The 24,709-nt window shown below is 35.3% G+C and carries 27 protein-coding genes; 14 read left to right on the forward strand and 13 right to left on the reverse strand.

Annotated features, from left to right (window positions below; genetic code table 11):
- Window positions 1–46: 46 nt before the first annotated feature.
- Window positions 47–1,315: a tRNA (N(6)-L-threonylcarbamoyladenosine(37)-C(2))-methylthiotransferase gene (locus ACW9XH_RS02110; protein WP_457758984.1), complete on the reverse strand. Its 1,269-nt coding sequence runs from the start codon at window positions 1,313–1,315 to the stop codon at window positions 47–49.
- A 3-nt stretch (window positions 1,316–1,318) separates the two neighbouring features.
- Window positions 1,319–2,680 (reverse strand): aspartate ammonia-lyase, encoded by a 1,362-nt coding sequence (locus ACW9XH_RS02115; RefSeq protein WP_457759094.1) that lies wholly within the window; start codon window positions 2,678–2,680, stop codon window positions 1,319–1,321.
- Window positions 2,681–2,806: 126 nt separating this feature from the next.
- Here ACW9XH_RS02115 and ACW9XH_RS02120 point away from each other — a divergent pair, with 126 nt between their 5' ends.
- The 3 genes from ACW9XH_RS02120 (at window position 2,807) to ACW9XH_RS02130 (ending at window position 6,166) form a co-directional block, all read left to right on the forward strand.
- Complete coding sequence (locus tag ACW9XH_RS02120) at window positions 2,807–4,207, forward strand: multicopper oxidase domain-containing protein (protein WP_457759095.1); 1,401 nt, start codon at window positions 2,807–2,809, stop codon at window positions 4,205–4,207.
- Window positions 4,208–4,275: 68 nt separating this feature from the next.
- On the forward strand, window positions 4,276–5,208 hold the full coding sequence (locus ACW9XH_RS02125; RefSeq protein ID WP_457758985.1) for a D-2-hydroxyacid dehydrogenase: 933 nt from the start codon (window positions 4,276–4,278) through the stop codon (window positions 5,206–5,208).
- Window positions 5,209–5,311: 103 nt separating this feature from the next.
- Entirely contained in the window at window positions 5,312–6,166 is an 855-nt protein-coding gene (locus tag ACW9XH_RS02130; protein ID WP_457758986.1) for a hypothetical protein, read from the forward strand.
- On the opposite strand, the gene ACW9XH_RS02135 is transcribed toward ACW9XH_RS02130, so the two are convergent.
- Together ACW9XH_RS02135 and ACW9XH_RS02140 are read right to left on the reverse strand one after the other, a co-directional pair.
- Window positions 6,163–6,678, reverse strand: a complete 516-nt coding sequence (locus tag ACW9XH_RS02135) for a thr operon leader peptide (protein WP_457758987.1) — start codon at window positions 6,676–6,678, stop codon at window positions 6,163–6,165. The genes ACW9XH_RS02130 and ACW9XH_RS02135 overlap by 4 nt on opposite strands.
- Window positions 6,675–7,334: a hypothetical protein gene (locus ACW9XH_RS02140; RefSeq protein WP_457758988.1), complete on the reverse strand. Its 660-nt coding sequence runs from the start codon at window positions 7,332–7,334 to the stop codon at window positions 6,675–6,677. Before ACW9XH_RS02140 ends, ACW9XH_RS02135 begins: the two co-directional genes overlap by 4 nt.
- A gap of 219 nt (window positions 7,335–7,553) precedes the next feature.
- Here ACW9XH_RS02140 and ACW9XH_RS02145 point away from each other — a divergent pair, with 219 nt between their 5' ends.
- Both ACW9XH_RS02145 and ACW9XH_RS02150 read left to right on the forward strand, forming a co-directional pair.
- Window positions 7,554–8,009 (forward strand): 50S ribosomal protein L15e, encoded by a 456-nt coding sequence (locus tag ACW9XH_RS02145; RefSeq protein WP_457758989.1) that lies wholly within the window; start codon window positions 7,554–7,556, stop codon window positions 8,007–8,009.
- A 1-nt stretch (window position 8,010) separates the two neighbouring features.
- A complete protein-coding gene (locus tag ACW9XH_RS02150; protein WP_457758990.1) occupies window positions 8,011–8,556 on the forward strand; it encodes a hypothetical protein in 546 nt (181 codons plus the stop codon).
- 114 nt (window positions 8,557–8,670) lie between these two features.
- Here ACW9XH_RS02150 and ACW9XH_RS02155 read toward each other — a convergent pair whose 3' ends face one another.
- Complete coding sequence (locus ACW9XH_RS02155) at window positions 8,671–9,336, reverse strand: TlpA family protein disulfide reductase (RefSeq protein WP_457758991.1); 666 nt, start codon at window positions 9,334–9,336, stop codon at window positions 8,671–8,673.
- A 99-nt stretch (window positions 9,337–9,435) separates the two neighbouring features.
- Between ACW9XH_RS02155 and ACW9XH_RS02160 the strand changes: the two genes are divergently transcribed.
- Together ACW9XH_RS02160 and ACW9XH_RS02165 are read left to right on the forward strand one after the other, a co-directional pair.
- Window positions 9,436–9,924 (forward strand): HEAT repeat domain-containing protein, encoded by a 489-nt coding sequence (locus ACW9XH_RS02160; RefSeq protein WP_457758992.1) that lies wholly within the window; start codon window positions 9,436–9,438, stop codon window positions 9,922–9,924.
- A 1-nt stretch (window position 9,925) separates the two neighbouring features.
- On the forward strand, window positions 9,926–10,930 hold the full coding sequence (locus ACW9XH_RS02165) for a plastocyanin/azurin family copper-binding protein (RefSeq protein ID WP_457758993.1): 1,005 nt from the start codon (window positions 9,926–9,928) through the stop codon (window positions 10,928–10,930).
- A gap of 220 nt (window positions 10,931–11,150) precedes the next feature.
- On the opposite strand, the gene ACW9XH_RS02170 is transcribed toward ACW9XH_RS02165, so the two are convergent.
- The 5 genes from ACW9XH_RS02170 to ACW9XH_RS02190 all read right to left on the reverse strand — a co-directional run bounded on the left by ACW9XH_RS02170 (window position 11,151) and on the right by ACW9XH_RS02190 (window position 17,784).
- The gene (locus ACW9XH_RS02170; RefSeq protein ID WP_457758994.1) at window positions 11,151–13,220 is read right to left on the reverse strand and encodes an AAA family ATPase; all 2,070 of its coding nucleotides are present in this window, start codon (window positions 13,218–13,220) and stop codon (window positions 11,151–11,153) included.
- Window positions 13,217–14,359, reverse strand: a complete 1,143-nt coding sequence (locus ACW9XH_RS02175; RefSeq protein WP_457758995.1) for a metallophosphoesterase — start codon at window positions 14,357–14,359, stop codon at window positions 13,217–13,219. The genes ACW9XH_RS02170 and ACW9XH_RS02175 overlap by 4 nt, the downstream gene beginning before the upstream one ends.
- The gene (locus tag ACW9XH_RS02180) at window positions 14,359–15,891 is read right to left on the reverse strand and encodes a helicase HerA domain-containing protein (protein ID WP_457758996.1); all 1,533 of its coding nucleotides are present in this window, start codon (window positions 15,889–15,891) and stop codon (window positions 14,359–14,361) included. Before ACW9XH_RS02180 ends, ACW9XH_RS02175 begins: the two co-directional genes overlap by 1 nt.
- Window positions 15,888–16,679, reverse strand: coding sequence for a DNA double-strand break repair nuclease NurA (locus ACW9XH_RS02185; RefSeq protein ID WP_457759096.1), 792 nt, complete (start codon window positions 16,677–16,679; stop codon window positions 15,888–15,890). Before ACW9XH_RS02185 ends, ACW9XH_RS02180 begins: the two co-directional genes overlap by 4 nt.
- Before the next feature lie 118 nt (window positions 16,680–16,797).
- Window positions 16,798–17,784 (reverse strand): hypothetical protein, encoded by a 987-nt coding sequence (locus ACW9XH_RS02190; protein ID WP_457758997.1) that lies wholly within the window; start codon window positions 17,782–17,784, stop codon window positions 16,798–16,800.
- Between the two features lie 112 nt (window positions 17,785–17,896).
- Between ACW9XH_RS02190 and ACW9XH_RS02195 the strand changes: the two genes are divergently transcribed.
- From ACW9XH_RS02195 to ACW9XH_RS02210, 4 genes are all read left to right on the forward strand, one after another.
- Window positions 17,897–18,478 (forward strand): PEFG-CTERM sorting domain-containing protein, encoded by a 582-nt coding sequence (locus tag ACW9XH_RS02195; protein WP_457758998.1) that lies wholly within the window; start codon window positions 17,897–17,899, stop codon window positions 18,476–18,478.
- Between the two features lie 23 nt (window positions 18,479–18,501).
- The gene (locus tag ACW9XH_RS02200; protein ID WP_457758999.1) at window positions 18,502–19,320 is read left to right on the forward strand and encodes an aspartate dehydrogenase; all 819 of its coding nucleotides are present in this window, start codon (window positions 18,502–18,504) and stop codon (window positions 19,318–19,320) included.
- A gap of 92 nt (window positions 19,321–19,412) precedes the next feature.
- Window positions 19,413–20,369: a quinolinate synthase NadA gene (nadA, locus tag ACW9XH_RS02205; protein ID WP_457759000.1), complete on the forward strand. Its 957-nt coding sequence runs from the start codon at window positions 19,413–19,415 to the stop codon at window positions 20,367–20,369.
- 5 nt (window positions 20,370–20,374) lie between these two features.
- Entirely contained in the window at window positions 20,375–20,776 is a 402-nt protein-coding gene (locus ACW9XH_RS02210; protein WP_457759001.1) for a tetratricopeptide repeat protein, read from the forward strand.
- Here ACW9XH_RS02210 and nadC read toward each other — a convergent pair.
- The 3 genes from nadC to ACW9XH_RS02225 are packed head-to-tail and all read right to left on the reverse strand — an operon-like array spanning window position 20,765 to window position 22,402.
- On the reverse strand, window positions 20,765–21,583 hold the full coding sequence (nadC, locus tag ACW9XH_RS02215) for a carboxylating nicotinate-nucleotide diphosphorylase (RefSeq protein ID WP_457759097.1): 819 nt from the start codon (window positions 21,581–21,583) through the stop codon (window positions 20,765–20,767). The two genes, ACW9XH_RS02210 and nadC, sit on opposite strands and share 12 nt — an antisense overlap.
- Window positions 21,584–21,615: 32 nt before the next feature.
- A complete protein-coding gene (spt4, locus tag ACW9XH_RS02220) occupies window positions 21,616–21,804 on the reverse strand; it encodes a transcription elongation factor subunit Spt4 (protein WP_014965554.1) in 189 nt (62 codons plus the stop codon).
- Between the two features lies 1 nt (window position 21,805).
- Entirely contained in the window at window positions 21,806–22,402 is a 597-nt protein-coding gene (locus ACW9XH_RS02225; RefSeq protein ID WP_457759002.1) for a DNA-directed RNA polymerase, read from the reverse strand.
- A gap of 148 nt (window positions 22,403–22,550) precedes the next feature.
- On the opposite strand from ACW9XH_RS02225, the gene ACW9XH_RS02230 reads away from it, so the two are divergent.
- The 3 genes from ACW9XH_RS02230 (at window position 22,551) to ACW9XH_RS02240 (ending at window position 24,701) form a co-directional block, all read left to right on the forward strand.
- Window positions 22,551–23,663 (forward strand): Mrp/NBP35 family ATP-binding protein, encoded by a 1,113-nt coding sequence (locus ACW9XH_RS02230; protein ID WP_457759003.1) that lies wholly within the window; start codon window positions 22,551–22,553, stop codon window positions 23,661–23,663.
- Between the two features lie 41 nt (window positions 23,664–23,704).
- Entirely contained in the window at window positions 23,705–24,169 is a 465-nt protein-coding gene (locus ACW9XH_RS02235; RefSeq protein ID WP_457759004.1) for a GTP-dependent dephospho-CoA kinase family protein, read from the forward strand.
- A gap of 154 nt (window positions 24,170–24,323) precedes the next feature.
- Window positions 24,324–24,701: a hypothetical protein gene (locus ACW9XH_RS02240; protein WP_457759005.1), complete on the forward strand. Its 378-nt coding sequence runs from the start codon at window positions 24,324–24,326 to the stop codon at window positions 24,699–24,701.
- Window positions 24,702–24,709: the final 8 nt, after the last annotated feature.

Genomic DNA, 24,709 nt, shown 5'->3' on the forward strand with positions numbered 1-24,709 from the left:
AAAAACCTTCTTACGTTTTTTTAATCAAATTTTAGATCGAAAAAAATTAGCTTGCGATCTTACCGATCAATCTCTTTACAGTAGCTTTTGTGATTTCAACTGTGTGTAGTTGCCCTAGTTCTACTTCCTCTTCGACTGCTATGGGCTTGTATGCAAAGTTTCTGCCCTTTATTCCCTCATCTGTCATTTCATCAAATAGGACTTTGCCTTTCCATCCGATCCATTTTTGATTACTCTCCATTGACAATTTACTGATCTGCTCAAAAACTATCTTGCTTCTTCGTTTCATCTCTGCTGCATCAATTTGTTTCATCTCTGCTGCGTCTGTTCCTGGCCTTGCACTGTACTTTGATAGATTGACAACATCTGGTTTTGTTTCGTCTAGCAATGCTATTGTTTTTTGGAATTCTTCTTCTGTTTCTGTTGGAAAGCCTACAATGATGTCTGTGGAAATAGTAAAGTCTCCAAATCTCTCTTTTACTTTATTCACAATTTCTCTAAACGTTCCAGACGTGTGTCCCCGTTTCATATCGTTTAGTACTTTATCACTTCCACTCTGAACTGGGATGTGTAAAAATTTGAAAACTTTTTCATTATCGAAAGACTCTATCAAATTTTCTTTGATTCTTGGCATATACATTGGGTTCATCATTCCAACTCGTATCATGAAATCTTCTGGAATTTCTGTAACTGCATTTACCAGTTCTGGTAAATCTGTACCGATATCAAATCCATAGCATCCATTATCTGTAGATGTTAACCACACTTCTTTACATCCCTCTTTAATTTCAGTTCGAACTTGTCTCACAATGTCTCCTAATCTGTAACTTGAAAGATCTCCTTTGGATAATTTGGTTTGGCAAAATGTGCATTCACTCATACAACCACTTGCAATCTCTACAATTCCAACTGTTGGATTTAGCCTTACTTTGGGAAGTCCTACTTTGGACAAATCAGTGTCTTCTAAAGCAACTTGCTTTCTCCCAGCCAATGCTGAATCTATAATCTGAAGTGTTTTCCCTAGTGAGTTGGGTCCCATCAGACTGGCATTTCCTGAGAATTTCTCAACGTTCTCTTTTTCGGCCTTTGGGAGACATCCTGCAATGATGAGTGGTTTTGTTTTTAGTGAGTTTATTCTGTACATCATTTTGTTTGCAGTTGAATCTTTGACTGAACATGTAACTACAATGTTCAGATCAGATTCTGAAGAATTGTTTGTTAGTGTATGTCCGCCATTTTGAATCAATCCTGAAATCATTTCTGAATCTGCAAAACTTGCAGAACATCCGTAAGCCTCTACGAAAATCTTTGCCATGACCTATCCGAATAGAGAATCAATCTCTTTGTCACTCATCAGTTTCTTTGAAACTACAAGTTCTCTGATAGTTTTTCCAGTTTTTAGTGATTCTTTGAAAAGTTCTGCAGACTTTAGGTATCCAATTTTTGGAGTTAGCAACGTGACAATCACAGGACTGTTTTCAATGTCTTCGCGTAGTTTGTCTTTGTTGGCAGTTAGCCCGTCAATTAGATTTGCAGAAAATATTGGCAGGAAGTTTTTGAGCATGTCAGTTGATTCCAACATACACTTTAGCATTCCAGGTAACATGACATTTAGCTCAAACTGTCCGCCTTGAGCTGCACAAGAAACTGCTGTATCGTTTCCAATTATGTTGAAACAGATCATGTTCATACATTCAGCTAAGGACGGATTTACTTTTCCAGGCATAATGGATGAACCTGCATGAACTGCAGGAATTCCCAATTCTGCCAATCCTGCAATTGGACCTGATGCCATTAATCTAATGTCGTTTGCAATTTTGCCAATCTCTATTGCCAAGTTTCGTAATGCACTTGAGAGATTTGCTACTGCAAACTTACTTTGTAAACTGTGCTGCATGTCTTTTTCTGGCTTTAGTGATAACTTTGAAATTTTTCCAAGTTCTGCTATTGCAATTTTTCTATATCCTTTTGGGGTGTTGGCGCCAGAACCCACTGCGGTACCACCAAGTGCAACGTTTTGTAATTCTTTTTGTGCATCAATGATTTCTTTTCTTGCTTTAGAAATTGAAGTCGCGTATGCTGCAAACTCACTACCTAATGTTACTGGCAATGCATCCATGAGATGAGTTCTTCCGATTTTCTTAAATGATGAAAATTGTTTTGCTTTTTTAGATAATGATTTTATTAAAATGTCAATTGCAGGAATAGTTTCTTTTAGATTCATCAAAATTGCAACATGCATCGCGGTTGGATATGTGTCATTACTTGACTGTGACATGTTGACGTGGTCATTTGGATGTAGGAATTCATACTGGCCTTTTTTCTTATGCAGTACTTCTAGTGCAACATTTGAAATTACTTCATTAGAATTCATGTTGAATGCAGTTCCTGCACCAGAATTTATCATATCCACTACAAACTGATCAACATATTTTCCAGCTAAAATTTTATCACATGCTGCAATGATGGCTTTTCCACGTTTTGAGTCAATTGCTCTAGTTTTCATATTTGCAACTGCTGCAGACCGTTTTATCATGACAAATGACTTTATCAAATTCTCATGACTTTTGTTACCCGTCACATGATATTGCTTGATTGCTCTTCCTGTGAATGCTCCATAATATGCGTCATCTGGGATTTTGACCTTTCCCAGAGAATCTTCATCTAATCTGAATTTCATACTGACTTTACTCATTTTCCCCCATTATTCATTCTTTTTCAGATTTTTTTTAAAAATCATGTCTCAATAATGGGAATTATTATATAGGAATTGCTAGTGCGTTGCTTTATGAATAAGCGTACTAGTATGCTCTTTACTATTGCAGCAGTAGCTGTAATGGGAGCAACCTTATTCGGAAGCACATACACACAAACCCAGATTGCTGGACAATCACTTGACATCAACAAAATGGATGTCAATGTAATTGAACAAATCCACCAAATGGGCGGTTTACAACTTGTAATGCCTCAAGCATTCGCAGAAACTGATTGTGGTGCATTATCACAAACTGGACGAGACGTAGTCGAGTTCAATTTGACTGGTGAAAGTGTCGAACTTCCAATTATGGGAGGAAAAACTTACAACGCCATGACCTTTAGTGGACAAGTCCCAGGACCAACACTAAGAGTTACACAAGGCGATGTTGTAAAAATGACATTAACAATTCCATCAGATGAAGTTACTGGACACGGTAACGACATGCACGCATCTCAAATGTCAGCAGGAAACTTTGAATCCGTTAATCCGGGTGAAACAAGTCAGTACTGCTACATTGCTGAATCTGCTGGTGTTTTCAAATACCACTGTTCTGGTGTCAAACTAATTGGTATGGACCAACACGTTCTTTCCGGCATGTACGGAATTGCAATCGTTGATCCTGTCAATGGATACAAGAAACTAATGGTAGAGAAGACAAAAGTTAGTGGAAGCGAAGTTTCATTAGATCGAAAGATCTACGATGCAGACGCACTAGAGTTCCAACTCCAATACAATCAATTGTACCTAACACCTGAAGGTAACTATGATGCAGGAGCAATGTTCCAACATCATAATACTGCAACAGTTGTTAACGGGATGCAATTTGGTTATGTACCAAACATGGCTCATAACTTACTCGTCAATGGCGATGTAAAGAAGAACATTTTTGTCGCACAACCATGGAATGGACTTGAACACAAGCAATACCAATCACAACTCTTGTTTGTTGAAAATGATCAACACGTGAGACTCTTTATCGAAAACCACGGTAACGAACCACTATTCTTCCACATCGTTGGGGAAATCTTGGACAGAGTTACCCAAGGTAACAGAGTACAATCCGCAGCAACTGAAACATGGTTACTCGGTGGATCACAGAACATGATTGTTGACTTGGTCTTTGATGAACCAGGTGCATATGCAGCAGTAAACCATGATTATGCAGCAATTTACACTGGCGCAGCTACAGTATTTGTAGCAGGTGACCCATTCGGCTTGAACCCAGTTCTAGTTGAGAAAGGAGTTATCCCAGCACCAGTAGCATCTTATGCATATGCTTTAGGCAATCCAAGTGATGCTGTCCCACCAATGGGAGCAAACAGTATTGCACATCCTGCACTAAACATCCACGGTTTAATGACTGATGATGTAGCTTCTGAAATGCAAGCAAGCGGCGATTATGTCGCACTATGGGAAGTAATTCCTGTGGTAGCAGAAATGCTTTCTTGATCTTTTAACATCTTTTTTTCTTTTTATTTTCTTAATGAATTATATTCAGTTGATCACTTTGTTTTCTTATGGGATTTGAAGACTCTGTATTGATTTGTGATGTAGTGGATCCCATACTGAATAAAATTTTGATAGATAATGGACTAAAAGTTTCATATGAACCTGAAATTACTCCAGAACAAATCCTTGAGAAGATTTCAACTTTTAATATTGTCATTGTTAGAAGTAGGACTACTATCACCAAAGAAATGATAGAGAAAGCTGACAATTGCAAGATCATTGCAAGAGTTGGAGTCGGATTAGACAACGTTGATCAAGAAGCTGCTAAATCAAAAGACATTCGTGTAATTAACGCCGTTGAAGGCGCAATGAATGCAGTTGCCGAATTAGTTTTGGGTTTAATGTTGTCTCTTGCAAGACAAACTGGAAGGGGTGATAGAGCAATAAGAAATGGAGAATGGCTCAAAAAGGAACTAAAGGGAACAGAGCTTCGAGGAAAATATTTGGGAATTATTGGTTTAGGTAATATTGGAAAAAGATTGGCAAGACTTGCACGAGGATTAAACATGAACATTATCGGATATGATGTCATGCCAATTGATGAGGAATTTGCAAAAGAAGTCGGCTTGATGAAGGCTGACTTGAACACTCTTTTACAAAGTTCTGATTACATCTCCATACATGTCCCACTTTTAGATTCTACATACCATCTTTTAGATGCAGAAAAAATGTCCACCATGAAAAAGACTGCAAAAATTATCAACACTTCGAGAGGTGGGGTTGTTGATGAGGATGCACTTTACAACGCCCTCAAAAACGGCACATTGGGTGGTGCTGCATTAGATGTGTTTGAAAAAGAACCTGCCATTGGAACCAAACTTGCAGAACTAGACAATGTAATCTTGACACCTCACATTGGTGCTCAAACAAGCGAGGCTCAATCATTGGCTGCAAATGTGATTGCTGAAAAGATTATTCAGATTCTTCGTGGCGTAATCTAGTATACTTTCTGCCTGAACTTTAAAAATAAGTAAAAAAGCTTGACTTTTACGTGATTTATTGTCGTCTCTTCGTTTTTAACGTCCATTCAGAGGTGAATATACTATGATGGATAATTTCGCAGTAAAGGAATTGTACTCGGAAAAACATATTCCCTTGCCTAATGTCAATTCTCTACTGAAAATTTCTCTTGGTCTGATGTTGTTCACTCTGATTTCCTTTGCACTTGTTTATGCCGAATCACTTCCTGTTGATGTTGAAGGCACTTCCTTTGATGTTGAATACGATGTAACTGGAATGACTGTTTCTGGAATTGAAGCAGATACTGATTTTATCTCTTTGATATTTACAGTAGATGTAACTGAGTCCAGTGGCACATTAGATATTACATTAGACCGCTCTTTCTTTGATTCTACATTTGAAGGACTAGATGATGACTTTATTATTTTAGCAGATGGTGATGAGCCAACTTTTTCAGAAACTGCAACAACTTCTCAAAGTAGAACTTTGAGTATTGAATTGCCTGCCGGCACTGAAGAAATAGAAATTATTGGTTCTGTGTTTGGTCAATCTGTAGAGGATACGCCAGTTGAAGACACCCCTGTAGAGGATACGCCAGTTGAAGACACCCCTGTAGAGGATACGCCAGTTGAAGACACCCCTGTAGAGGATACACCAGTTGAAGACACACCAATTGAAGATACGCCTGTAGATGATACGCCAAAAACACAATGTGGTCCAGGAACCGTTCTCAAAAACGGTGCTTGTGTATTAGATGAAAGATGTGGTCCAGGAACTATTCTCAAAGATGGAGCATGCGTACTTGATTCAACTCAAACATCTAGTTCCTCCAAAGGGATGGGCAAAGAGACGATAATGGGATTTGCTGTAGCATTCTTAGCTGCTGGAATCATTGCAGTTGTTTTCGGAATAATTGCTAAGGCCAGTAAGAGCAGTTAATCACAAGACAGATTTTCTGAATTCATCATTTTGCTAAAATCAAATCCTGATATCTGAGTTGTAGTTGAATATGGAATCACACCTAAGATTGGAATGTCTGCACGAACAAGTATGATGAATTGATTTGGATCGAGTCTGATGTCTCCTCCATTGAATTCAAAATCCAATGACATGAAAATATGCTGAGCCGCAGATAGTTCTTCTGATGAAAATTTCCCTTCCTGTACAGTTGATGATAGCGGATTCAGTGTAATTGAATTTACTGAAAATGAACCTAGATTATTTGTCTCAAAATATGGGGTGATTTCTAATTTTTCAAAACTAACCCAAAACGGCATTGTATTGCAGAATTCTATCTCTCCGTGATTTGACATTGTAAAAAAACTAAACTGCCCTGGATTGTCCCATCTGTATTCTAACTGCTGCATGCCAATGATACTCAATCCTGAATGCACAAATGGTAAAGTTATGACAATGATTGCAATAATTGCAATGATTGAATGTTTATTCATATTTCCTTTTCCATGTAAATTGGAAACCCGATGATGTTTCTCTCAAGCAAATTATTCATTGCATTGGAAAAACTATCGTCTGATATTGACCCTTCTAACCACCAATAACCGATATTTTTTACCCATTCGGGAATTTCTACATCATATACATTATTTTCATTTATTTCAAATGGGATTTTTACTAATTTGTTGTCGACATATTTTTGAAATGCATCTAGTAGAAATCCATCTGAAATATTACCTGAGAGCCAATTGGCCATTATTGGTTTGATTAGCTCTGGGATGCAAATTGAATCTGATTCTATCAATTCAAATTCTGATGAAGTTGTTGCTCCCGAATATTCCACATCTATGAAATATTTCCCTAGATGAAATATTTCTGCCTCAAATGGAATCAATGAGGGAATTGGATTTTGTAATTCTGATATTGGTATTGGGATTGCACTGCTACCTTTTCCTGATTCATCTCTTATGTGAATTATTGCAGGGTCTCCAGTTATTTCAGAAACTTCAATTGTGTAAAATAATTTTTCACAATAACTGTAAGTGGTTTGCTCCATGATTATGGACACTGATGTATCTGCATGAACTTGGGGCAAAAAAGACACAATTCCAATAACTAGGATTATTGATAATGCCGATGTTTTGAGTTTCATCTTTTCTTAAAGTTAAACTGCTCAATAAAAATCTCAAAGCAATACTGGGAAATCTTTTTTAATAACTTTGGCTCACTTTATTTATCGAGTTTTCTGCGGAAGCAAAATCTTTGGGTGTGTGGCTTGTGAAACCCCACTCAAGGCAATTTTTATTGATTAGCGTTGCTTAGGTATGCTTTTCGATTTACAGTTATTAAAGGGGATTTTTCTAATCTCGATATGCCTAGCTATCAAGACCAAACGTGGATCAGACTATGGAAAGAAAATTCCCCTGAAATACGTGAGCGTGTAATCAAATGGCGTAAAGAATCCGCAGTCACGCGTATTGACAAGCCAAGTAGAATACAGAGGGCTAGAAGATTAGGCTACAAAGCAAAACAGGGTATCATTGTTGTTAGAATGAGGGTCGGTACTGGTGGTATGAGAAAACAAAGACCTACTGGTGGCAGAAGACCAAAACATCTTGGTGTTACAAGAATCAAAGCTGATGATGATATGAAGACTGTTGCAGATAGAAGAGTTGTTCAAAGATACCCAAACATGAAACTATTAGGATCTTATTTTGTCTATAAAGACGGCAAACATTACTGGTTTGAAGTAATTTTAGCAGATCCAGATCATCCTCGAATTGCTCAGGATAAAGAATTAATCAAAAGAATTCCTAAAACTGCATAAATTGAAAACATTATTTCTATTATCGCTTGCATTACTTTTTGTTGTAACGCCTGTCTATGGCGATTTATTATCTGATGCGACTGGACTAGTCAACAGATTGGATGTTCAAACAGGCGGGCACACATTTGAAGTGCAAACTACTGCAAATTTTGATATCCCTAATTTTGAATTTGATAAAGACGAGAAAAAATTAACTCTCCACATTACAAGTGGATTGAAGAATAATTTGGGTGAGGTGATTCTTCCCAAGAATCTTTTGGGAGGAAATCTGACATTCTATCTGAATGACCAGGAATATTTTCCTCAGATAAAAACAAATGATAGAATCTCTTTTGTGACGTTGAATTTCACTGGGTCTGGAGATAACAAACTGGATATTATTGGAACCGCATATCTTTCAGGCTTGACTGAAATAACTCCAACTCCTGCTGCAATACCTGATGTGGTTATTTCAGAGTCTTATGATGAAGTAATCTATGTGTCAATAATTGTGGCGATTTTAATTATTGTTGGTGTGTTTGTCGTCATACTTAAGAAAAGAAAATAAAAATATGAAAAATTTCTATCACTGGTATAGTAATGGATAATGCAAAAATTGCTCTTGCAAGCGGATTTGTGATTGTTACGTTATTGTCTGTTCTACTTTTATTGATTAAATAACTTAATCCTCATTGAGTAATTTCTGAATCATTGAATCTGCATGACCTGTTTGCCCAAATGAGACATCCCTGAGAATTCCTTTTCTATCCACTATTATCATAGATGGCGTCCCTTGCAAGGCAAATTTCTCAAACGTTTCGGCTGAATACTCTTTGGATTTCATATAACTTTTCACTCGCTCAATGATTTGATTTTTGTATTCTTCTGGCTGTGTATCGAATTCTGGAATTTGCGGATAAATAAACTCCATAATTTTTTCCTGGCTAATCTCCCCTGAAGTTTTTGTTAGATTATCCATTGCTAGTGGAAATGGAATTTTAAACGAAAGTTTGTTTCCCTCTTTTAATTGCCCGTATGATGAAAGTGCATCTCTGGTTTCTCCGATTACCTCACCTGTTTCAGCAAGCATCTTCAAATTATCTAATGTATTTTTATCAAAATCCTCAAAAGCAGTGGCCAAACCTATGACTCGAACTCCCTCGTCTTTGTATTTGTTGTAAATTTCAATTGCTTCAGGAATTGCATGCATAAAACATCCCGGACAGTTTACTTGAAAGACTTCTAGCAGTACGACATGATCTTTTTCCTGGTCAAAATTTGTCGGAGCTCCCTGTACCCACTCTGATACTCCGAAATTTGGTGCCTTTTCACCTATTTTTACACTCATGTTCAATTATTGCATTTTTTCCATTAAATAGATATCTCAACTAATTTTTGATCTTTTCCCAAGTAACCTAATATATGACACAATTTTTTTAAAAATAAAATGTCTGTAGTTACTGAAGATAGATTAGCACTTTTTGCAGAAATGGAATCAAAATATGAACAAAAAGATACTGAATATTTTGTTTCTCTTTTGGATCATCCTGATTATGTAGTACGAACAAGGGTTGCTTGCATTTTAGTTGATTTTGGAGGAGAGGATAAAGTTGCACACATTGCCAATGTTTTAAAAAATGATGACAATGAACTGGTTCGCCATGAGGCCGCTTTTGCATTAGGACAAATGTCCTATTCCAGTGCAATTCCGCCATTAACTGATGCAACTCTTCATGACCCTAGCATGTTTGTACGCCATGAAGCTGCCATAGCTTTGGGTGTTGTCGGTTCTAAAGATGCAAAGGAAGCTCTTCAAAAGGCACTAAATGATCCTGAACTGCCAGTCGTTGAATCAGCCATTGTTGCATTATCCAATATTGAATTTATGGAAAAGTTAAGTAAGAACGAAAAGTTTGCAAAGTTGACAGGTGGATGAGATGAATTTTTCTTATGGAATTATTGGCATAGTTGGAGTTCTTGCAGCAATATCTATAGGATTCATAGCTATGGACCCTACTGATATTATTGAGCCAAAAGTGATTGTTATTGACGAGAAACCAACTGCCTGTACATTAGAATGGGATCCGATGTGCGGCGTTGATGGCGAAACTTATGGAAACATGTGCATGCTAAATGCTGCTGATGCCAAATTAGATTATTCAGGAGAATGTATCGTTGAGGAACCAACACCTGAACCCTCGATGACGATGCCTGTTGCAACTGGAATTCATACGGTAAACATTGCTGAAGGCTCTGGAGTTCCAGGATGTGAAGAAACAAACGAATGTTATCTTCCTTATTCAATTACAATTTTTATCGGTGACACTGTACAGTGGAATAATCCTGATAGTGCGGCTCACACTGTAACTAGCGGAAATATCTCCGATGGTGCTGACGGACTCTTTGATTCTAGTCTGTTTATGTCCGGTTCAACTTTTGAATTTACATTTGATGATGCAGGAACTTATGATTATTTCTGCATGGTTCATCCTTGGATGACTGGTAAGGTGATTGTCAATGATGTTGAAGAAATGATAGTCATTGAGGAACCAGAAGCAATGCCAGAAGCAATGCCTGAACCAGAAGCAATGCCTGAACCAGAAGCAATGCCTGAACCAGAAGCAATGCCCGAACCAGCAATGATGACTGCAATTGTTTCAGTTCCAGCCGGTTCTGCTGTTCCAGGGTGTGATGATACTAACGAATGCTATTTGCCTTATGAAACCCGTATAGCTGCTGGCGGAACTGTTTCTTGGATAAATGATGATTCAGCAGCTCACACTGTAACTAGTGGAACTGTGACTGCCGGAGTAACTGGCGTATTTGATTCTGGTATATTCATGTCAGGATCTGTTTACGAATTTACATTTGATGATGCAGGAACTTATGATTATTTCTGCATGGTTCATCCTTGGATGACTGGCAAAGTTATAGTGAATTAGAACTAATTCTCTTTACGTTGATATTAATTCCCAATCATTTTGACCACATTTGCATTGTTTTCCATATGCGTTAATGTAATCCATATATTCTAAATCTGTGCAAGGGCCTTGATCTGGAATGTTTATTTTAAATTTACATTTTCGACATCTTGCAATAAAATCATTCAATACTTTTGAAAATAAAATATACATAAAAAACTAAACCATTTTTTATTAAAAGTCAGAGCATTGTGACCTTGCTTCCTTGTTCTGATGATTCAAATTTGTAAATTTGTTCAACTGTCGAGTCTTCAAAAATTTCTGCATCATGAGTAATTATTAGGAATTGCATTCTTGTTTCTGAATTAGAAATATCTGATAATTGTGACAATACGCCTACTAGTGATTTTTTCCTCTCTGCATCAAGGTGGGTTGTGGGCTCATCTAGAATCATTAGGTTGAGATTTGATGCCCCTAGAAGACTTGCCATGCCTAATCGTAATGCTAATGCCACGCTGACTTTTTCACCGCCACTAAGTGATTCTAATTCTAAAACTTCATTTTTTGAATAACATGCAATTGAAATGTCTCTTGTTTTCTCTGATAACAAAATCCTCTGAATCTTCGTATTAAGTAATGTGAGGTATTCGGATGCTTTGGCTGATATTGCATTCAAAGCCCAAGATCTTAGACTTGTGGCAACTGGCCCATCTCTACTAAAAATATTTGTTTGAATTTCATTTAGGTTTGTAACATATTCTTTTACCGTTATTAATTCTACAATCGCTTTTTCAATTATTTTGATTTGCACTTCACCTTTGGAAATTTTCTCTGAGATTGCCCCCAATTGTTGATCAATTTGCGATAAAATTATTTGTTTTTCATTTACCGACATCTTCAGAATGTTGAATTCATGTTCATCAAATCCTTTTATTTCATCTTCTAATTTTAAAATATTTTCAAAGATCATTTTTGCATGATTATCTATTGTTGATATTTCGACTAAACTTCCATTTGTAGTTAAGGGAATTTTTTGTTTCTTTATTTTTACATCTTCTTGAATTTTTATTAATTCTTCTTTATTGTTAATTGAATAAGCTCTAAGAGTAGCTTCTGCATCTCTGGATATTTGTAATTTTGTTGAAAATTCTTTCTTTTTTTGATTATACATGTCTCTCTCTTTTTCTTTTGAAATGATTTGATTTTGGATTTCTGAGATTTCTTGTCTGAGATGTTCTTCTTGAAATAGTGGATTTAATTTTTCTACACTTGAATCACATACGGGACATTTGTCGTCTTTTAAGTGAAGTTTTGATGCGAGCAATAGTTTTTCTTTTAATGATATTGTTTGGTTGGTCATTTCTTGAATTTTCTTAACTGAATCTTCTATTGCCTCTTCAACTTTGAGAATCTTGGACTCTAAATCTGATTTTATCAAAGCATGCTCAAAACATCCTTCACAGTCATGAATTTTACGCTCATTTTCATTGATTTGATGCTGAATTTCATGAATTGCTTCTTTTGCATATGCTAGTATCTCTTTTTTTCTTGATTCTAACTGATTGATTTTATCAATTTTTGGTAAATCCATTTCTACTTTTTTTCTAATATCGTCGACTTCTTTTTTCAATTTTTCTTGTTTTGATTCCAGAGTCCTTTTTTCTGGTTTTGATTCAGTTATTTCTTTTTGGTATCTTTCTAAATCTCGTGATAAAATTTCTATATGTGTATCGTCATATCCAATTGTCTCTCTAATTTTTTCTCGAAAATTTTTATTTACTGTCTTCATTGATTCAGATGCTACATCAAGTTTGTCAATTCCTATAATTGCGTTTAGTAATTCTTTGAATTCTTTTGGTTTTGCATTGATGATTGTATTTAGTTCTCCTTGTTGAACAATTGATGCAATTTTTAATTTTTCAAAATCTAATCCGATGACTTTTTCAACCTCGTGTGTCATTGATTCACCAAATTGTTTTCTTTCACCCGCTGCTATTTCAACACGCTCATTATCTATTATTTCTGCAAATGTTGCTGTCAGTGTTCCTTTGCTGTCTATTTTTCTTACTGCTTCAAATTGTTTCCCATTAATTGAAAAACCGATTTTTGCAAATCCTTGAGTTGATCCACGTTTAATCAACCCTTTATTTGATTTTCTTGTATGTTGACCAAACAATGCAAATGTTATGGCATCTATTATGCTTGATTTTCCTGCACCGTTATCTCCTACAAAAACAGTAACTCCGTTTTCAAAATTTAATTCTGTATTTGAATGAGATAAAAAATCCCCTAATTCAATAGATGTGATCATATTTTTCTCTCTCTTTTGAATTTCTCAAAATCCTCAAAAACTATTTGTGATGCTTCTTTGATTTCACCTGATGCTAAAATTGGTAGTAGTTCTTTTATGGCAAATTTGGCTGTTTCTTCAGATCCTAAAGCATCAATGGATAATCTATACATTTCATCATCAATGATATTTGGTCTATCTAAAAACACTGAAGAATCTGAAACTTGCTTTGTACTTATTCTCCAAAAACATCTCAATACCAATGAATTCAATCTTGCAATTTGTGCCTGAATATGGTCTGTTTCTATGTTTTCTCCTTGGATTTTTACCTCTACAATAGGTTTTTTCCCTTCGGAAATAATTTTCTTAGAAATTTCATCTATTGTTTTTGATAAATCTTGATAATCTGTTTTGAATGAAATTTGTGGGCGTGCGTCTAACTCAATCCAATTTGGATTTGCATCTTTTCCAGAAATATCTACTTCGAAGAATCCTTTTTTTGTTTCTTTAATTCCTTCACTAGTTGTTAATTCTATAGATCCTGGATAAACTACAGGCCCATTTAGATGACTAAATTGCTTTATGTCTTTATCGTGAAGATGTCCCATCGCATAATATGTAAAATTTTTTGGTAAATCTGTTGATTGTAACTCTCCTGCAAATTTGTTAAATTCTGTGATTCCTTGATGTAAAACCAAAATTTTGTGACCTGGATGATCTTTGACACTGTTATCTATTGCTGTAAATTTTTCTTCATATTGTGAAATTTCTGCTTTTCTTATTTTATCAAATCCAGCTAAAATCACCCCTTTGTATTCTATGGGTTTTCCTTGACCAATATATTTTGAAAATTCTAAATTATGATATACGTATGGAATTGGCGTTGTTCTAATTCTACTAATGTCATGTTCTCCTAAAATAAAAAATGAATCAATATTATTTTGTTTTAATCTTTTTAATCCATTTGCCATTTGTATAATTGCAGTTCCATTTGGATTTGGAACATGGAAAATATCTCCTGCAAAAATTACAAAATTTACATGATCTTTAATTGATGTGTCTATTGCTTGATTAAACACATCATACACATCTTGTGCACGTTCCTCTGAACCATATTGTACTAATCCCAAATGCGTATCTGAAATATGTGAAAATAACATTAGTCTAATAACAAATCTTTCTGTACTAATCCTTGAGTTGATTCTATTGCAATTTCATTCATTTTATCTGCCTTTGCCCATGCATTAATTGCACTTTGATCCGCACCCATGATCTTCTCTTTTACTTCTTCAACGTGGACTAATGATGGAAGATTTGTCCATTGTCCAACAAGTACTGCATCTCCGACGTTAAGTGACGTTAATTGAGCAATTAATTCACGACTAGTTGATTCTGTTGCCGAGGCTATTTGCCTCTGATCGTCTTCTTGAATTATTTTCATTATTGCAAATGAGCCCATCTGGCTTAGAACGTTTAGATCTACACTTCGTGGTCGTTGAGAAACTATTCCGAGACCTAAACCAAACTTTCTACCTTCTCTGGCAATTTTTGCAGCCCAATATTTTGCACTAGTATCATGATCTTTTGGAATAAAGACATGTGCCTCCTCAATGATTACAAAAATTGGCGAATTAAATTTGAAATTTCTTTCCCTTTTGGTTTTTCCATGTTGTGCAATACTGGCGTCTTTTCTGTCTTTGAGTAGTTGTTGTAAGTAAAATGCTAAAGCTACATTTGCTTGTTTTTCTGATAACTCTGAAATGTTAAGAATATTTGCACGCCCTTCTTTGATGAAACTAATTGGATCCCCCATATCAGGATCTAAAATTTCCTCAAATCTTTTTTGAGCTTCTTCGATAATATCTTGAACTCTATATGCTGACGATCTAATCTCTTTAAGTTTTTTATCTTCTGAATTTACAATAGCATCTACCTCACTTTCTAATTTACTCCAAAATTCTTTAGATTCTTTAACCTGTTTTGTAAATGCCATTCTCAATACTCTTTGTTGAACCGTGGCACTATCTCTAATCTCTAATACGTCTGAGAGTTGCTCCGCATCTAATAATCTGGGATTTATTTTTGCGTCAATTACATTGATGCGTGGAATGTTTAAACTTGTATAGTCATTATGATAGTCAAAAATTATCACAGTTCCTTTTAATTTTGAAATTTGTTTTGTAATTAATGATACTAAATTACTTTTACCCATTCCAGTCATTGCAAGAATTCCTAAATGTCTTGAAACAATTTTATCCAAATTTACTTTAGCGTCAATTGATTTATTTCGTAAAAGATTTCCAATACTTACCCACCCTTCTTTTTTTGGACTAAAAATTTCTTCTAGATCTTGATTACTTGGTAAAGTGATTTCTGTACCTGGAATTGGAGGAATTGCAGGTATGATTGACTGACCTTTTCTTAGATTTTCTAAAAATCCTAAAATCCCAACATGTGCCGTAAATGTTTTATCTCTTTTATTTAGTTCTGCGATTTCAGTACTTTCTGAGGCCTCATCAAAATTTTTAACATCTGTAAATGCTGCACTGGATACTGAAGATCTTTCTACTAATCCTAGAATTTCCCCTTCATCTGAACTAATTTTGATATACTCTCCTACTGATAATGCTCTTGAAGTAATTGCTGTGACGATAGTTGGTTTTGATTCACCAATTACAAAACCTAGACTCAACCCAATACCTCCCGTGAACCTATTTCATTACTTAATCCTAACAAACTTACCATCTTTGCAAGTTCTTTATCAGATATTTTACAGTTATTATGTGCAAGCTTTAGTGCGTATGGATATCCGCCAACACTTGTTTTGTATAATTTATTCATAATTGATTTAACTTCGTTTTCATCATGTTGTTCTCCCAAAAATTCTAATTTGATTATTGGAGTGGAGTCACTTAATCTTACAAATGTTGAGGAAATTATTTTATCCGCACCGTATCTTTTTTCTACAAAAATTTTACTAAATCCAGGTTTGTTTGTTACGTGATTATAATAGAAAATATCTCCTGCAAGAGAACCTAGATTTTCAAATTGTTTTTTTGTGTTTGATGTCTTTGCAATGAAAATCACATTATCTTTCTTTTTCATTATTCTTACAATCGATGCTCCTAAGTTTGCTTGTCTAGTCATTAATTGAGAATGTAGGGAACCATCCATCAATACCATGTCTACGCTATCAACTGTTTTCTCACATGCTTCAATTTCCATTTTACTTGCAATACTTGAAATATCATCTGCAGAGCCCAATCCTGATTGGTGCAAATCAACTAAAATTTCCCCATCTGATTTTATTGAAACAGATGTAGTTGCCCATAACTCGATACCCTGAAATTTTGTATTGTTAAAACTAGAATCAATCCCTGCAGTAACAACTTCTTCTTTTTTAGGCGTAAAATCCATCCAATTATTTCGTGCTTTTTGTAAAATTTGTTCAAATTTTGGCCCCCTTAGAATTGAGAGCATCTTTTCTCTGTTGATGATTGCATCTTTGTATACTGTATTAAGCACAACAATACTTTGTAGGTTCGAATAAAATCTTTAGGTTATGCTGAACCTTGACAAACATGATCCATCAAACACTTTATCCTATTCTACCTTTGAGAATGATCTTCTCATTTGTGTTTGACGGTGTTGATTTGTCAATGTATCTAATTTCATACTCATCCCCAATGTGGATTGTTTTCCCATCTATCTCTCGTGGGATCTTAATCATCACTTCAAACGTGCTTGTGTTGGGTCCTGTTTCTACAAGATAACTTCTGTTTGCATCAAATTTTGGGTTGGCTAATGTTGTTCTGATCCCGCCATCCCCTCTAAACTCTAATTCTGAAAGTGAAATTTTATCCTCATTTTTTGAATCCCTGTTTGCGTCTGGCTCGTAAATTCTCACAGCAAACTCGTGACCAATCCTTGAACCTCCGCCTGATGATTGCAGATTGGCAAATGTCTTGGCAAGTGGAACCGATTTTACCAGCACTCTTTTTTCACCAGAATAGTCAGAGTCATCCAAATATTTTATCAATACAATATCGTCTTGACTTAGTGGCCTTCCATTGATTGTATCTGGTAGCTCTAGTTTAATGTAAAACTGCCCCGTATCTGGTCCTGTTTCAATCATGTTTTTGGGTCCATTAATTTGAATACCGTTAATTGTAAATTCAAACAATCCTTGAGTGGAAACTACTTCCACACCGCTATGTGCAATATTCAAATCATGATCCGTAATGTAGAAATTTACAATTGACATGCTTGATGCTGGAACTGTTTGCATTTCTGTTTTAGATGCTTGAACTGTTTTGATGTCTTTTTGTAAATCTAAAAATTTTATTGGAATAAACAACATCCCTGCTTTTTCCATTCTATCTGTAGTCTCTGGTCTCACACATGCGGCATTCCCATTTGTTCTGATAACTAATTCTAATCCTTCTCTGCACAAAACGTCTTCGACTAAAACGCCTCTACTCATCTGTTTTTTAGGAGAATCCATCGTGGCATCTGCTGAAAATCCTACTGTAAATATTGAAAGTGACAATAATGCTGTAAAAACCAAATTTTGATACCATTTCATGATTGTTTGTTGATTTTTTTATTAAAAAAGTCTTGAGGATAAATGATTCCTAATGTAACCATCTATGGGAATTTACCTTTTTCTTATATGTGATAAAATCTTCCTTTTTGTAATGATTCGTTATGTCATGTTATTTTCTTTACTCTTGATGATTCCTGCATCTAGCTTGGCATTTGCAGAACACATCTTTAATCCTGATGCATATGCTCAATACCTTGACATTTCCCAATTAGAATCTGAAAAAGTCACTTTTGCTTTTGATGAAAAATCTTATGATATCTATTATGGATATCGTGGTAGTCTAGATTCAATGGGTTCTGATGAACTTTATCCTGTATTGTCTTCAATGAATATCAACGAGGAAAGAAAATCAATTGAAATAATCATGGAAGATGTTCCTGAAAAAACTGATTTCTGGGTTAGGACTCCAGAAGATGTGCTTTATGCTGAGGGTGAACAATTCAAAGTTCTAGTTGATGGAGTTGATACTGGATATGATCTGATGAAATTCCCTAATGATTATGTCATAGGTTTTATCATTTCTGAAGATGCACAAAAAATCGAAATTATTGGAACTAGAATTATCCCTGAATTTGGAACCTACGCAATTTTGATTCTTGGAATTTCTATAATGGGTTTAGTCTATTTTGTACGCAATTCTTTCCTTGGTAGCCCTTGGACTAGAATTAATTAAGTGATATTTTCTAGTATTCTTAATTGACAAGAATAGGATTGTTAGGTTGTGGAGCGATTGGTACTGAAATTGCATTAGCAATTGACTCTGGTAAAATTCCTGCAACTCTTACACACGTGTATGATGATTCTAAAGACGCGTCTCTGGCCTTGGTTGAAAAATTAAAAAATAAGCCTGAGATAGTTGAAAATTCCCATCTCTTATCCTCTCATCCAGTCAATATTGTAGTTGAAGCTGCATCACAAGACGCAGTAAGAGATGTCGCACTAAGTGTTTTGCAAAACAAACGAGACTTGATGATCATGAGTGTTGGTGCGTTGTTAGATGAATCAATTTATGATATTTTATCTGATGCCTGTAAGGATTTCAAAAAAACAATCTTCCTTCCATCTGGCGCAATTGCCGGCTTGGATGGTCTGAAATCTGTCAAGGGTGAATTGGAATCTCTGTCAATAACTACTACCAAACATCCAAAATCTCTAAAGGGTGCAAAGTTTTTTGAGAATTCTGAAATTAATTTGGATTCAATTAGTTTGCCGACAATAATTTTTGAAGGGACTGCAAAAGACGCTGTCACTTTATTTCCTGCAAACATCAACGTTGCTGCACTGCTCTCTTTATCTGGAATTGGTAGTGAAAAGACTAGGGTAAAAATAATTGCAGACCCAAACACTGACAAAAATACTCATCATATTGAAGCTGAAGGAAAATTTGGAAAAATGACTTTTACTATAGAGAATTATCCTGATACAAATAATCCAAAAACTAGCAGACTGGCAATTTTGTCTGCGATTGAAACTTTGAGGAAATATTGCTCTGATGGTATTCAGATTGGTACGTAATATGGCAATTATTGCCACATTTGCTGGTTTTCCTGAGAATTCTGGACTATTCCTCATTCTTTAAATTCATACTCTATTCATTTTCTTTGTATATGCTCGTACAACAATCCTCTGAACTCAAAGAAGAGATTATGAGGTTAAAAAAAGAAAAAGATGTTGTAATTTTAGCTCATAATTATCAAATTCCTGATGTTCAGGATGTTGCTGATTTTACAGGGGATTCATTGGGACTGTCCAGGCAAGCTGCAAAAACTCCACAAAAAACAATTCTATTTTGTGGTGTCCATTTTATGGCTGAAACTGCTGCCATAATTAGCCCTGAAAAAAGAGTCTTAATCCCTGATTTAGAAGCCGGATGTTCATTGTCTGATTCAATTACTGTTGATGAATTAAAAAACTGGAAGAAACAACATCCTGATGCAATAGCAGTCGGGTATGTCAACACTACTGCTGAAATTAAAGCAGAACTTGATTATTGCTGCACTTCAGCTAATGCCGTCAATGTTGTAAAAGCAATTCCTGAAAACAAGGAAATTTTATTTTTACCTGACATGTTTCTAGGATCTTATGTTGCTAAAATGACTGGTAGAAAAAATATGCACATCTGGGCTGGTGAATGCCATGTTCATGCAGGAATCACTCCTGAAGATGTAACTAAAAAATTAGAGTCCATGCAAGATGCAGAATTTCTAATTCATCCTGAATGTAGTTGTACAACTCCAATGATGTACGATGTAGCCGATGGAAGTTATGATAATCAAAAAGTTTCAATTCTTTCTACTGAGGGAATGCTAAATCATGCAAATACATCAAAATCAAAGAATTTTGTAGTTGCTACAGAAACTGGAATTCTCTATAAAATGAGACAACAAAACCCTGGTAAGACTTTCATTCCTGCATCTGAAAAAGCAGAATGCCAATACATGAAAATGATTACGCTTGAAAAAGTATATGATGCATTAATCAATGAAAAAAATGTTGTCACCGTTCCTAAAGAAATTGCAGACAAAGCCCGTTTGGCAATTGATAGAATGCTTGCAATAAGCTGAACTGTGTGACTGTTTTGGTTGGATTGTTTTCACGTGAATCACAAGATCCTCAAAAGAAAAAAAATGCTCAGAAATTAAAAGAAATTAAAAAATTAGTAAAAGAAAAAAAATATGCTGAGGCTTTAAAATTAGGGACAGACTATCTACGCAAAGTGCCACATAATCATGATGTTTTATTCACTGTGGGTGGGATTTACTATTTGCAAAATAGATACAAAACTGCAATTTCTTATTTTGAAAAAGCTCTTGAAATTGGAACTTATGATGTCGATGTTTTGTTGTTAAAGGCCTATTCTCATCAAAAATTAGGTGAAAACAAACGAGCAATTTCTTGCTGTGAAAAGATTCAAGAAATTGATCCTAAAAATAAAGCCGTATCTAACCTGTTAGCAGAATTAAATCTCTAAACTCATGTCAATCCCTTTAACAGAATTTGTAATGCTGCCTACTGAAATAATATCCACTTCAGTTTGACCATACTTTGAAATGTTTTTAGAAGTAATCCCACCTGACGCTTCTAGCATCACTTTGTTTCTCAACTTCATGTTTTTTAGAGTCTGAATTGTTTTCTTGATTTGTGCAGGTGTAAAGTTGTCTAGCATGATTATGGTTGCTCCTTCTTTTGCTGCTAATATTGCATCTGAAGTATTTTCAACTTCGACTTCAAATTTTTTATATTTTTTCTTTGCTTTTTTAATTAAAGATAGTAATGAATTTTCTACTGCAATGTGATTATCTTTAATCATCACCATTTCATCTAGCGTGAGTCTATGCCTTTTACCTCCGCCGATCTCTACTGCCTCTTTATCAAAATATCTTAAACCTGGGGCTGTTTTCCTTGTGGCATACAATTTTGTTTTCTTTGGGATTTTTTTCACCAAGGAATTTGTTTGAGTGGCAATTCCACTCATTCTTGTTAAAAGATTCAGTACTGTTCTCTCGCAAGTTAGTATGTTCCCTGCATTACCTGTGATTATCATGATGGTTTGATTTGGCTTTATTTTGGAGCCGTCTTTTTTGAAAATCCTTGCACTGCAACCTCTTAATTTGAAAATCTCTTTAGCGTATGTAACCCCAGCAAGAATTGCATTTTCTCTAGAAATAATTTTAACTGATATTCTTTTTTTTGGTAAGAGATTACTTGTAATGTCTCCTTTACCAATATCTTCAGCAAGAAATTGTGATAATTGTTTTTTTGAATTAAATGTCAATATACTGATAAAATGTTGATGTGATTTTAAAGATTTTATGTTACTTTGATTGCGTATTTGCCTTTTGTAGTGATGCCTAGGGTTTTTGATATTTCTGAATTTGTTGGATCAACTACTAGTACAACTCCGTTCCAATCTGGTGTCAAGTCTGATGATTTGCAATTTGGACATACTTTTAGAGTTGTCACATGTTTGCATTTGCGGCATGCCATTTCTCGTGCCATTCTAACTTGCCTCTACTTTTTCTTCCTTTGCTGGCTCTTCCTTGCCACCGCCGGCTTTTTTAATTTCTTCTGCAATCCAATCATCTGCGCCAAGGAATGGTTGTCTGCATGTAATTCCAATCTTGCCCATTGCAGCAGCTTTTCCTAATGATACTGCAGTGATTCTTGCACGAAGTGTAGAACCGACTTTTAGTGTTCTACCACTTTGATTGGCCAAGATCATTCCAGATTTTACATCACTCTTGAGATAATCATCCATAACTTGTGATAAGTGAAGTAATGCATCAGTTGGACCAATTCTTACGAATGCTCCAAAGTCTGTAATGTCTACAATTTCACCTTGTACAATTTCTTGTAATTTTGGATAAAATGTTAATGCTTCAAATTCGACTTTGTGAAATGTTCCACCGTCTCCGGCAATCATTTTTCCCATCTCGTCGACTTTGGCATCTAAAATCATAATGATGTATCCTAACTCTGCATTAATCATACTCTCGTATTTTTCTTTGAGAATGTTTAATCCTGCTTTTTTGAGTGTAGTTCCAAACAAACTAGGTGGAATCCTGACGACATCAACTAGAGTAGATATAGAAAACAAATGTACACTTTTTCTCGAATTTCAATTTATGAATGTTTAGGTGTTTTTAGGCTTGAATTTCCAAAATTTTTTCATTTTTTTCAAATAACTGCCAATTTCTTTTGGTCTCTAACTTATGTTTAAATAAAGTAAACTGGTTTTTTGAGCAATGGTTGGTATAGATCAGGTTCTTGAAAAACTCAGTACTGTAATTGACCCTGATTTGAAAAAAGATATTGTTTCAATGGGGATGATTAAGGATTTAGAACTTAATGATGGTAATCTAAAATTTACTTTAGAATTAACAACTCCTGCATGTCCGTTTAATGTCGAAATTGAAGATGATGTTCGAAAGGCAATTGCAGAACTCTCTGATTTGAAAAATTTGGATATGAAAGTAACTGCCAAAGTCATGGAAGGACGCTCCCTTGATGATGACACTGGAATGAAAACTGTCAAGAATATCATTGGTGTTGCAAGTGGAAAAGGCGGTGTTGGAAAGTCAACTGTCTCTTTGAATTTAGCTTTGGCATTATCTGAATCAGGAGCAAAAGTTGGTTTGTTGGATGCTGATATCTATGGTCCTAGCATTCCATTGATGCTTGGATTGAAAGACGGTTCCATGGAAGTTGAGGATAACAAACTTCAACCTGCAGACTCTCATGGATTAAAAGTTGTATCATTTGGTTTCTTTGCAGATCAATCCAATCAAGCAGCAATTTATCGTGGTCCAATCATTTCTGGAATTTTAAAACAATTTTTAGTTGATACTAATTGGTCTGACTTGGATTATCTTATTGTGGATCTTCCTCCTGGCACTGGTGATATTCCATTAACTCTTGCACAAACAATTCCAATCACTGGAATACTTGTTGTTACAACGCCACAAGATGTTGCAAGTCATGTTGCAGTAAAAGCAGTTTCAATGTTTGAAAAATTAAACGTTCCAATTATTGGAGTTGTTGAAAATATGGCTCATTTCATTTGTCCAAACTGTGATGAAAAACATTACATTTTTGGCGAAGGCGGTGCAAAGAAAATTAGCGAACAATTCAACATGCCATTCTTAGGTGAAATCCCATTAAACGCTGGAATTATGGCCGGTTCTGATTTAGGAAAACCAATTATGATTACAAATCCTGACTCTCCAAGTGCAACTGCTTTTAGAAAAAGTGCAAAAAATATTGCAGCACAATGCAGTATCATTGCATCAAAATTGCAAGAAGAGATGGCATCTGAAAGCGCTGGCGAGGAACCTGCACCAGAGGCAAGTACAAGTTAGTCTCGATTCCTGTGAAATTACCTCCTTCTCTAAGAGAACAAATGAAAATCCCTCTGGGGGTACTATTGCCTGAGAGCCAAGCTGACAAAAACAATATTGAAAAATATCTCTCAAAAGACTCGTATGTAATTTCTGTTGGTGATAGAACTACAGAAAAAATGATAAATTTTCATTTGACTCCTTCATTGCAAATCATTGACGGTCAGGAGAAAAGGAAAAAAAAAGAACTTCCAAAATCAGATAATGCAACAGAGCTAACTGTGGATAATCCTGCTGCAGAAATAACATCTCAAAGCATCACCGTAATCAAAAAGGCATTTACATTACAAGCACCTGTCAGAATTCTTGTAAACGGTGAGGAGGATCTTTTGGTATTACCTGTATGCATTCATGCTCCTGAAAATGCTGTTGTTTTGTATGGTCAGCCAAATGAAGGACTAGTTATAGTGAGAATAACTCCCGAAATTAGAAATAAAGTACAAACACTACTTGATTTAATGGAATAATTGGGGTGTGATGAGACGGTGGCTGTATGATATTGATGATTACCCCACTATTACCTCTGACCCTATTAATTCATAAATTACCAAATCAAAATACACCAAATTTTGTACAACAATTGACATTTGAAGATAAACACGGATTTCATTATGTAATCGTGTGAAGCTAGACCCTGAACTTTCGTTACAAATTTTAGAAAAAGTTGGAATTTACTCTAATCGTTTTTCAATTTCAGAACCTAAAATTCTTTTAAGTACCAAAGAAGTATTGGATGCCCCTAAAGAAATGACTGAGGGTAGAAGAACATCAGCTTACAAATATTATGGTGTATCTTATCTTCAACATAATCTAGTGTTCATTAATGTGCGAAAAATTCCTGATGAAAAGACTTTGGAGAATACTATAGTTCACGAATTAATTCACATGCGATTTCCATATCTTGCTCATGGTAAAAGATTCAACAAATTGGTAAGACAAGGACTACGGGGAAAATCATTTCCTCCATATCGAAAAAGAAACAAGATCTCTGCTATTTGATTTATATT

It is taken from the genome of Candidatus Nitrosopumilus sp. bin_32a (assembly GCF_054095935.1).

What these genes read in the sequence shown, in the direction of transcription:
- ACW9XH_RS02115 (WP_457759094.1), bottom strand. Translation starts at nt 2,680, where the DNA reads ATGAAATTCAGATTAGATGAAGATTCTCTGGGAAAGGTCAAAATCCCA.
- ACW9XH_RS02170 (WP_457758994.1), bottom strand. Translation starts at nt 13,220, where the DNA reads ATGATCACATCTATTGAATTAGGGGATTTTTTATCTCATTCAAATACA.
- nadA (WP_457759000.1), top strand. Translation starts at nt 19,413, where the DNA reads ATGCTCGTACAACAATCCTCTGAACTCAAAGAAGAGATTATGAGGTTA.
- ACW9XH_RS02230 (WP_457759003.1), top strand. Translation starts at nt 22,551, where the DNA reads ATGGTTGGTATAGATCAGGTTCTTGAAAAACTCAGTACTGTAATTGAC.
- ACW9XH_RS02135 (WP_457758987.1), bottom strand. Translation starts at nt 6,678, where the DNA reads ATGAATAAACATTCAATCATTGCAATTATTGCAATCATTGTCATAACT.
- ACW9XH_RS02110 (WP_457758984.1), bottom strand. Translation starts at nt 1,315, where the DNA reads ATGGCAAAGATTTTCGTAGAGGCTTACGGATGTTCTGCAAGTTTTGCA.
- ACW9XH_RS02140 (WP_457758988.1), bottom strand. Translation starts at nt 7,334, where the DNA reads ATGAAACTCAAAACATCGGCATTATCAATAATCCTAGTTATTGGAATT.
- ACW9XH_RS02125 (WP_457758985.1), top strand. Translation starts at nt 4,276, where the DNA reads ATGGGATTTGAAGACTCTGTATTGATTTGTGATGTAGTGGATCCCATA.
- spt4 (WP_014965554.1), bottom strand. Translation starts at nt 21,804, where the DNA reads ATGGCACGAGAAATGGCATGCCGCAAATGCAAACATGTGACAACTCTA.
- ACW9XH_RS02235 (WP_457759004.1), top strand. Translation starts at nt 23,705, where the DNA reads ATGAAAATCCCTCTGGGGGTACTATTGCCTGAGAGCCAAGCTGACAAA.
- ACW9XH_RS02165 (WP_457758993.1), top strand. Translation starts at nt 9,926, where the DNA reads ATGAATTTTTCTTATGGAATTATTGGCATAGTTGGAGTTCTTGCAGCA.
- ACW9XH_RS02190 (WP_457758997.1), bottom strand. Translation starts at nt 17,784, where the DNA reads ATGAAATGGTATCAAAATTTGGTTTTTACAGCATTATTGTCACTTTCA.
- ACW9XH_RS02195 (WP_457758998.1), top strand. Translation starts at nt 17,897, where the DNA reads ATGATTCGTTATGTCATGTTATTTTCTTTACTCTTGATGATTCCTGCA.
- ACW9XH_RS02145 (WP_457758989.1), top strand. Translation starts at nt 7,554, where the DNA reads ATGCCTAGCTATCAAGACCAAACGTGGATCAGACTATGGAAAGAAAAT.
- ACW9XH_RS02130 (WP_457758986.1), top strand. Translation starts at nt 5,312, where the DNA reads ATGATGGATAATTTCGCAGTAAAGGAATTGTACTCGGAAAAACATATT.
- ACW9XH_RS02185 (WP_457759096.1), bottom strand. Translation starts at nt 16,679, where the DNA reads ATGCTCTCAATTCTAAGGGGGCCAAAATTTGAACAAATTTTACAAAAA.
- ACW9XH_RS02155 (WP_457758991.1), bottom strand. Translation starts at nt 9,336, where the DNA reads ATGAGTGTAAAAATAGGTGAAAAGGCACCAAATTTCGGAGTATCAGAG.
- ACW9XH_RS02175 (WP_457758995.1), bottom strand. Translation starts at nt 14,359, where the DNA reads ATGTTATTTTCACATATTTCAGATACGCATTTGGGATTAGTACAATAT.
- ACW9XH_RS02120 (WP_457759095.1), top strand. Translation starts at nt 2,807, where the DNA reads ATGCTCTTTACTATTGCAGCAGTAGCTGTAATGGGAGCAACCTTATTC.
- ACW9XH_RS02160 (WP_457758992.1), top strand. Translation starts at nt 9,436, where the DNA reads ATGTCTGTAGTTACTGAAGATAGATTAGCACTTTTTGCAGAAATGGAA.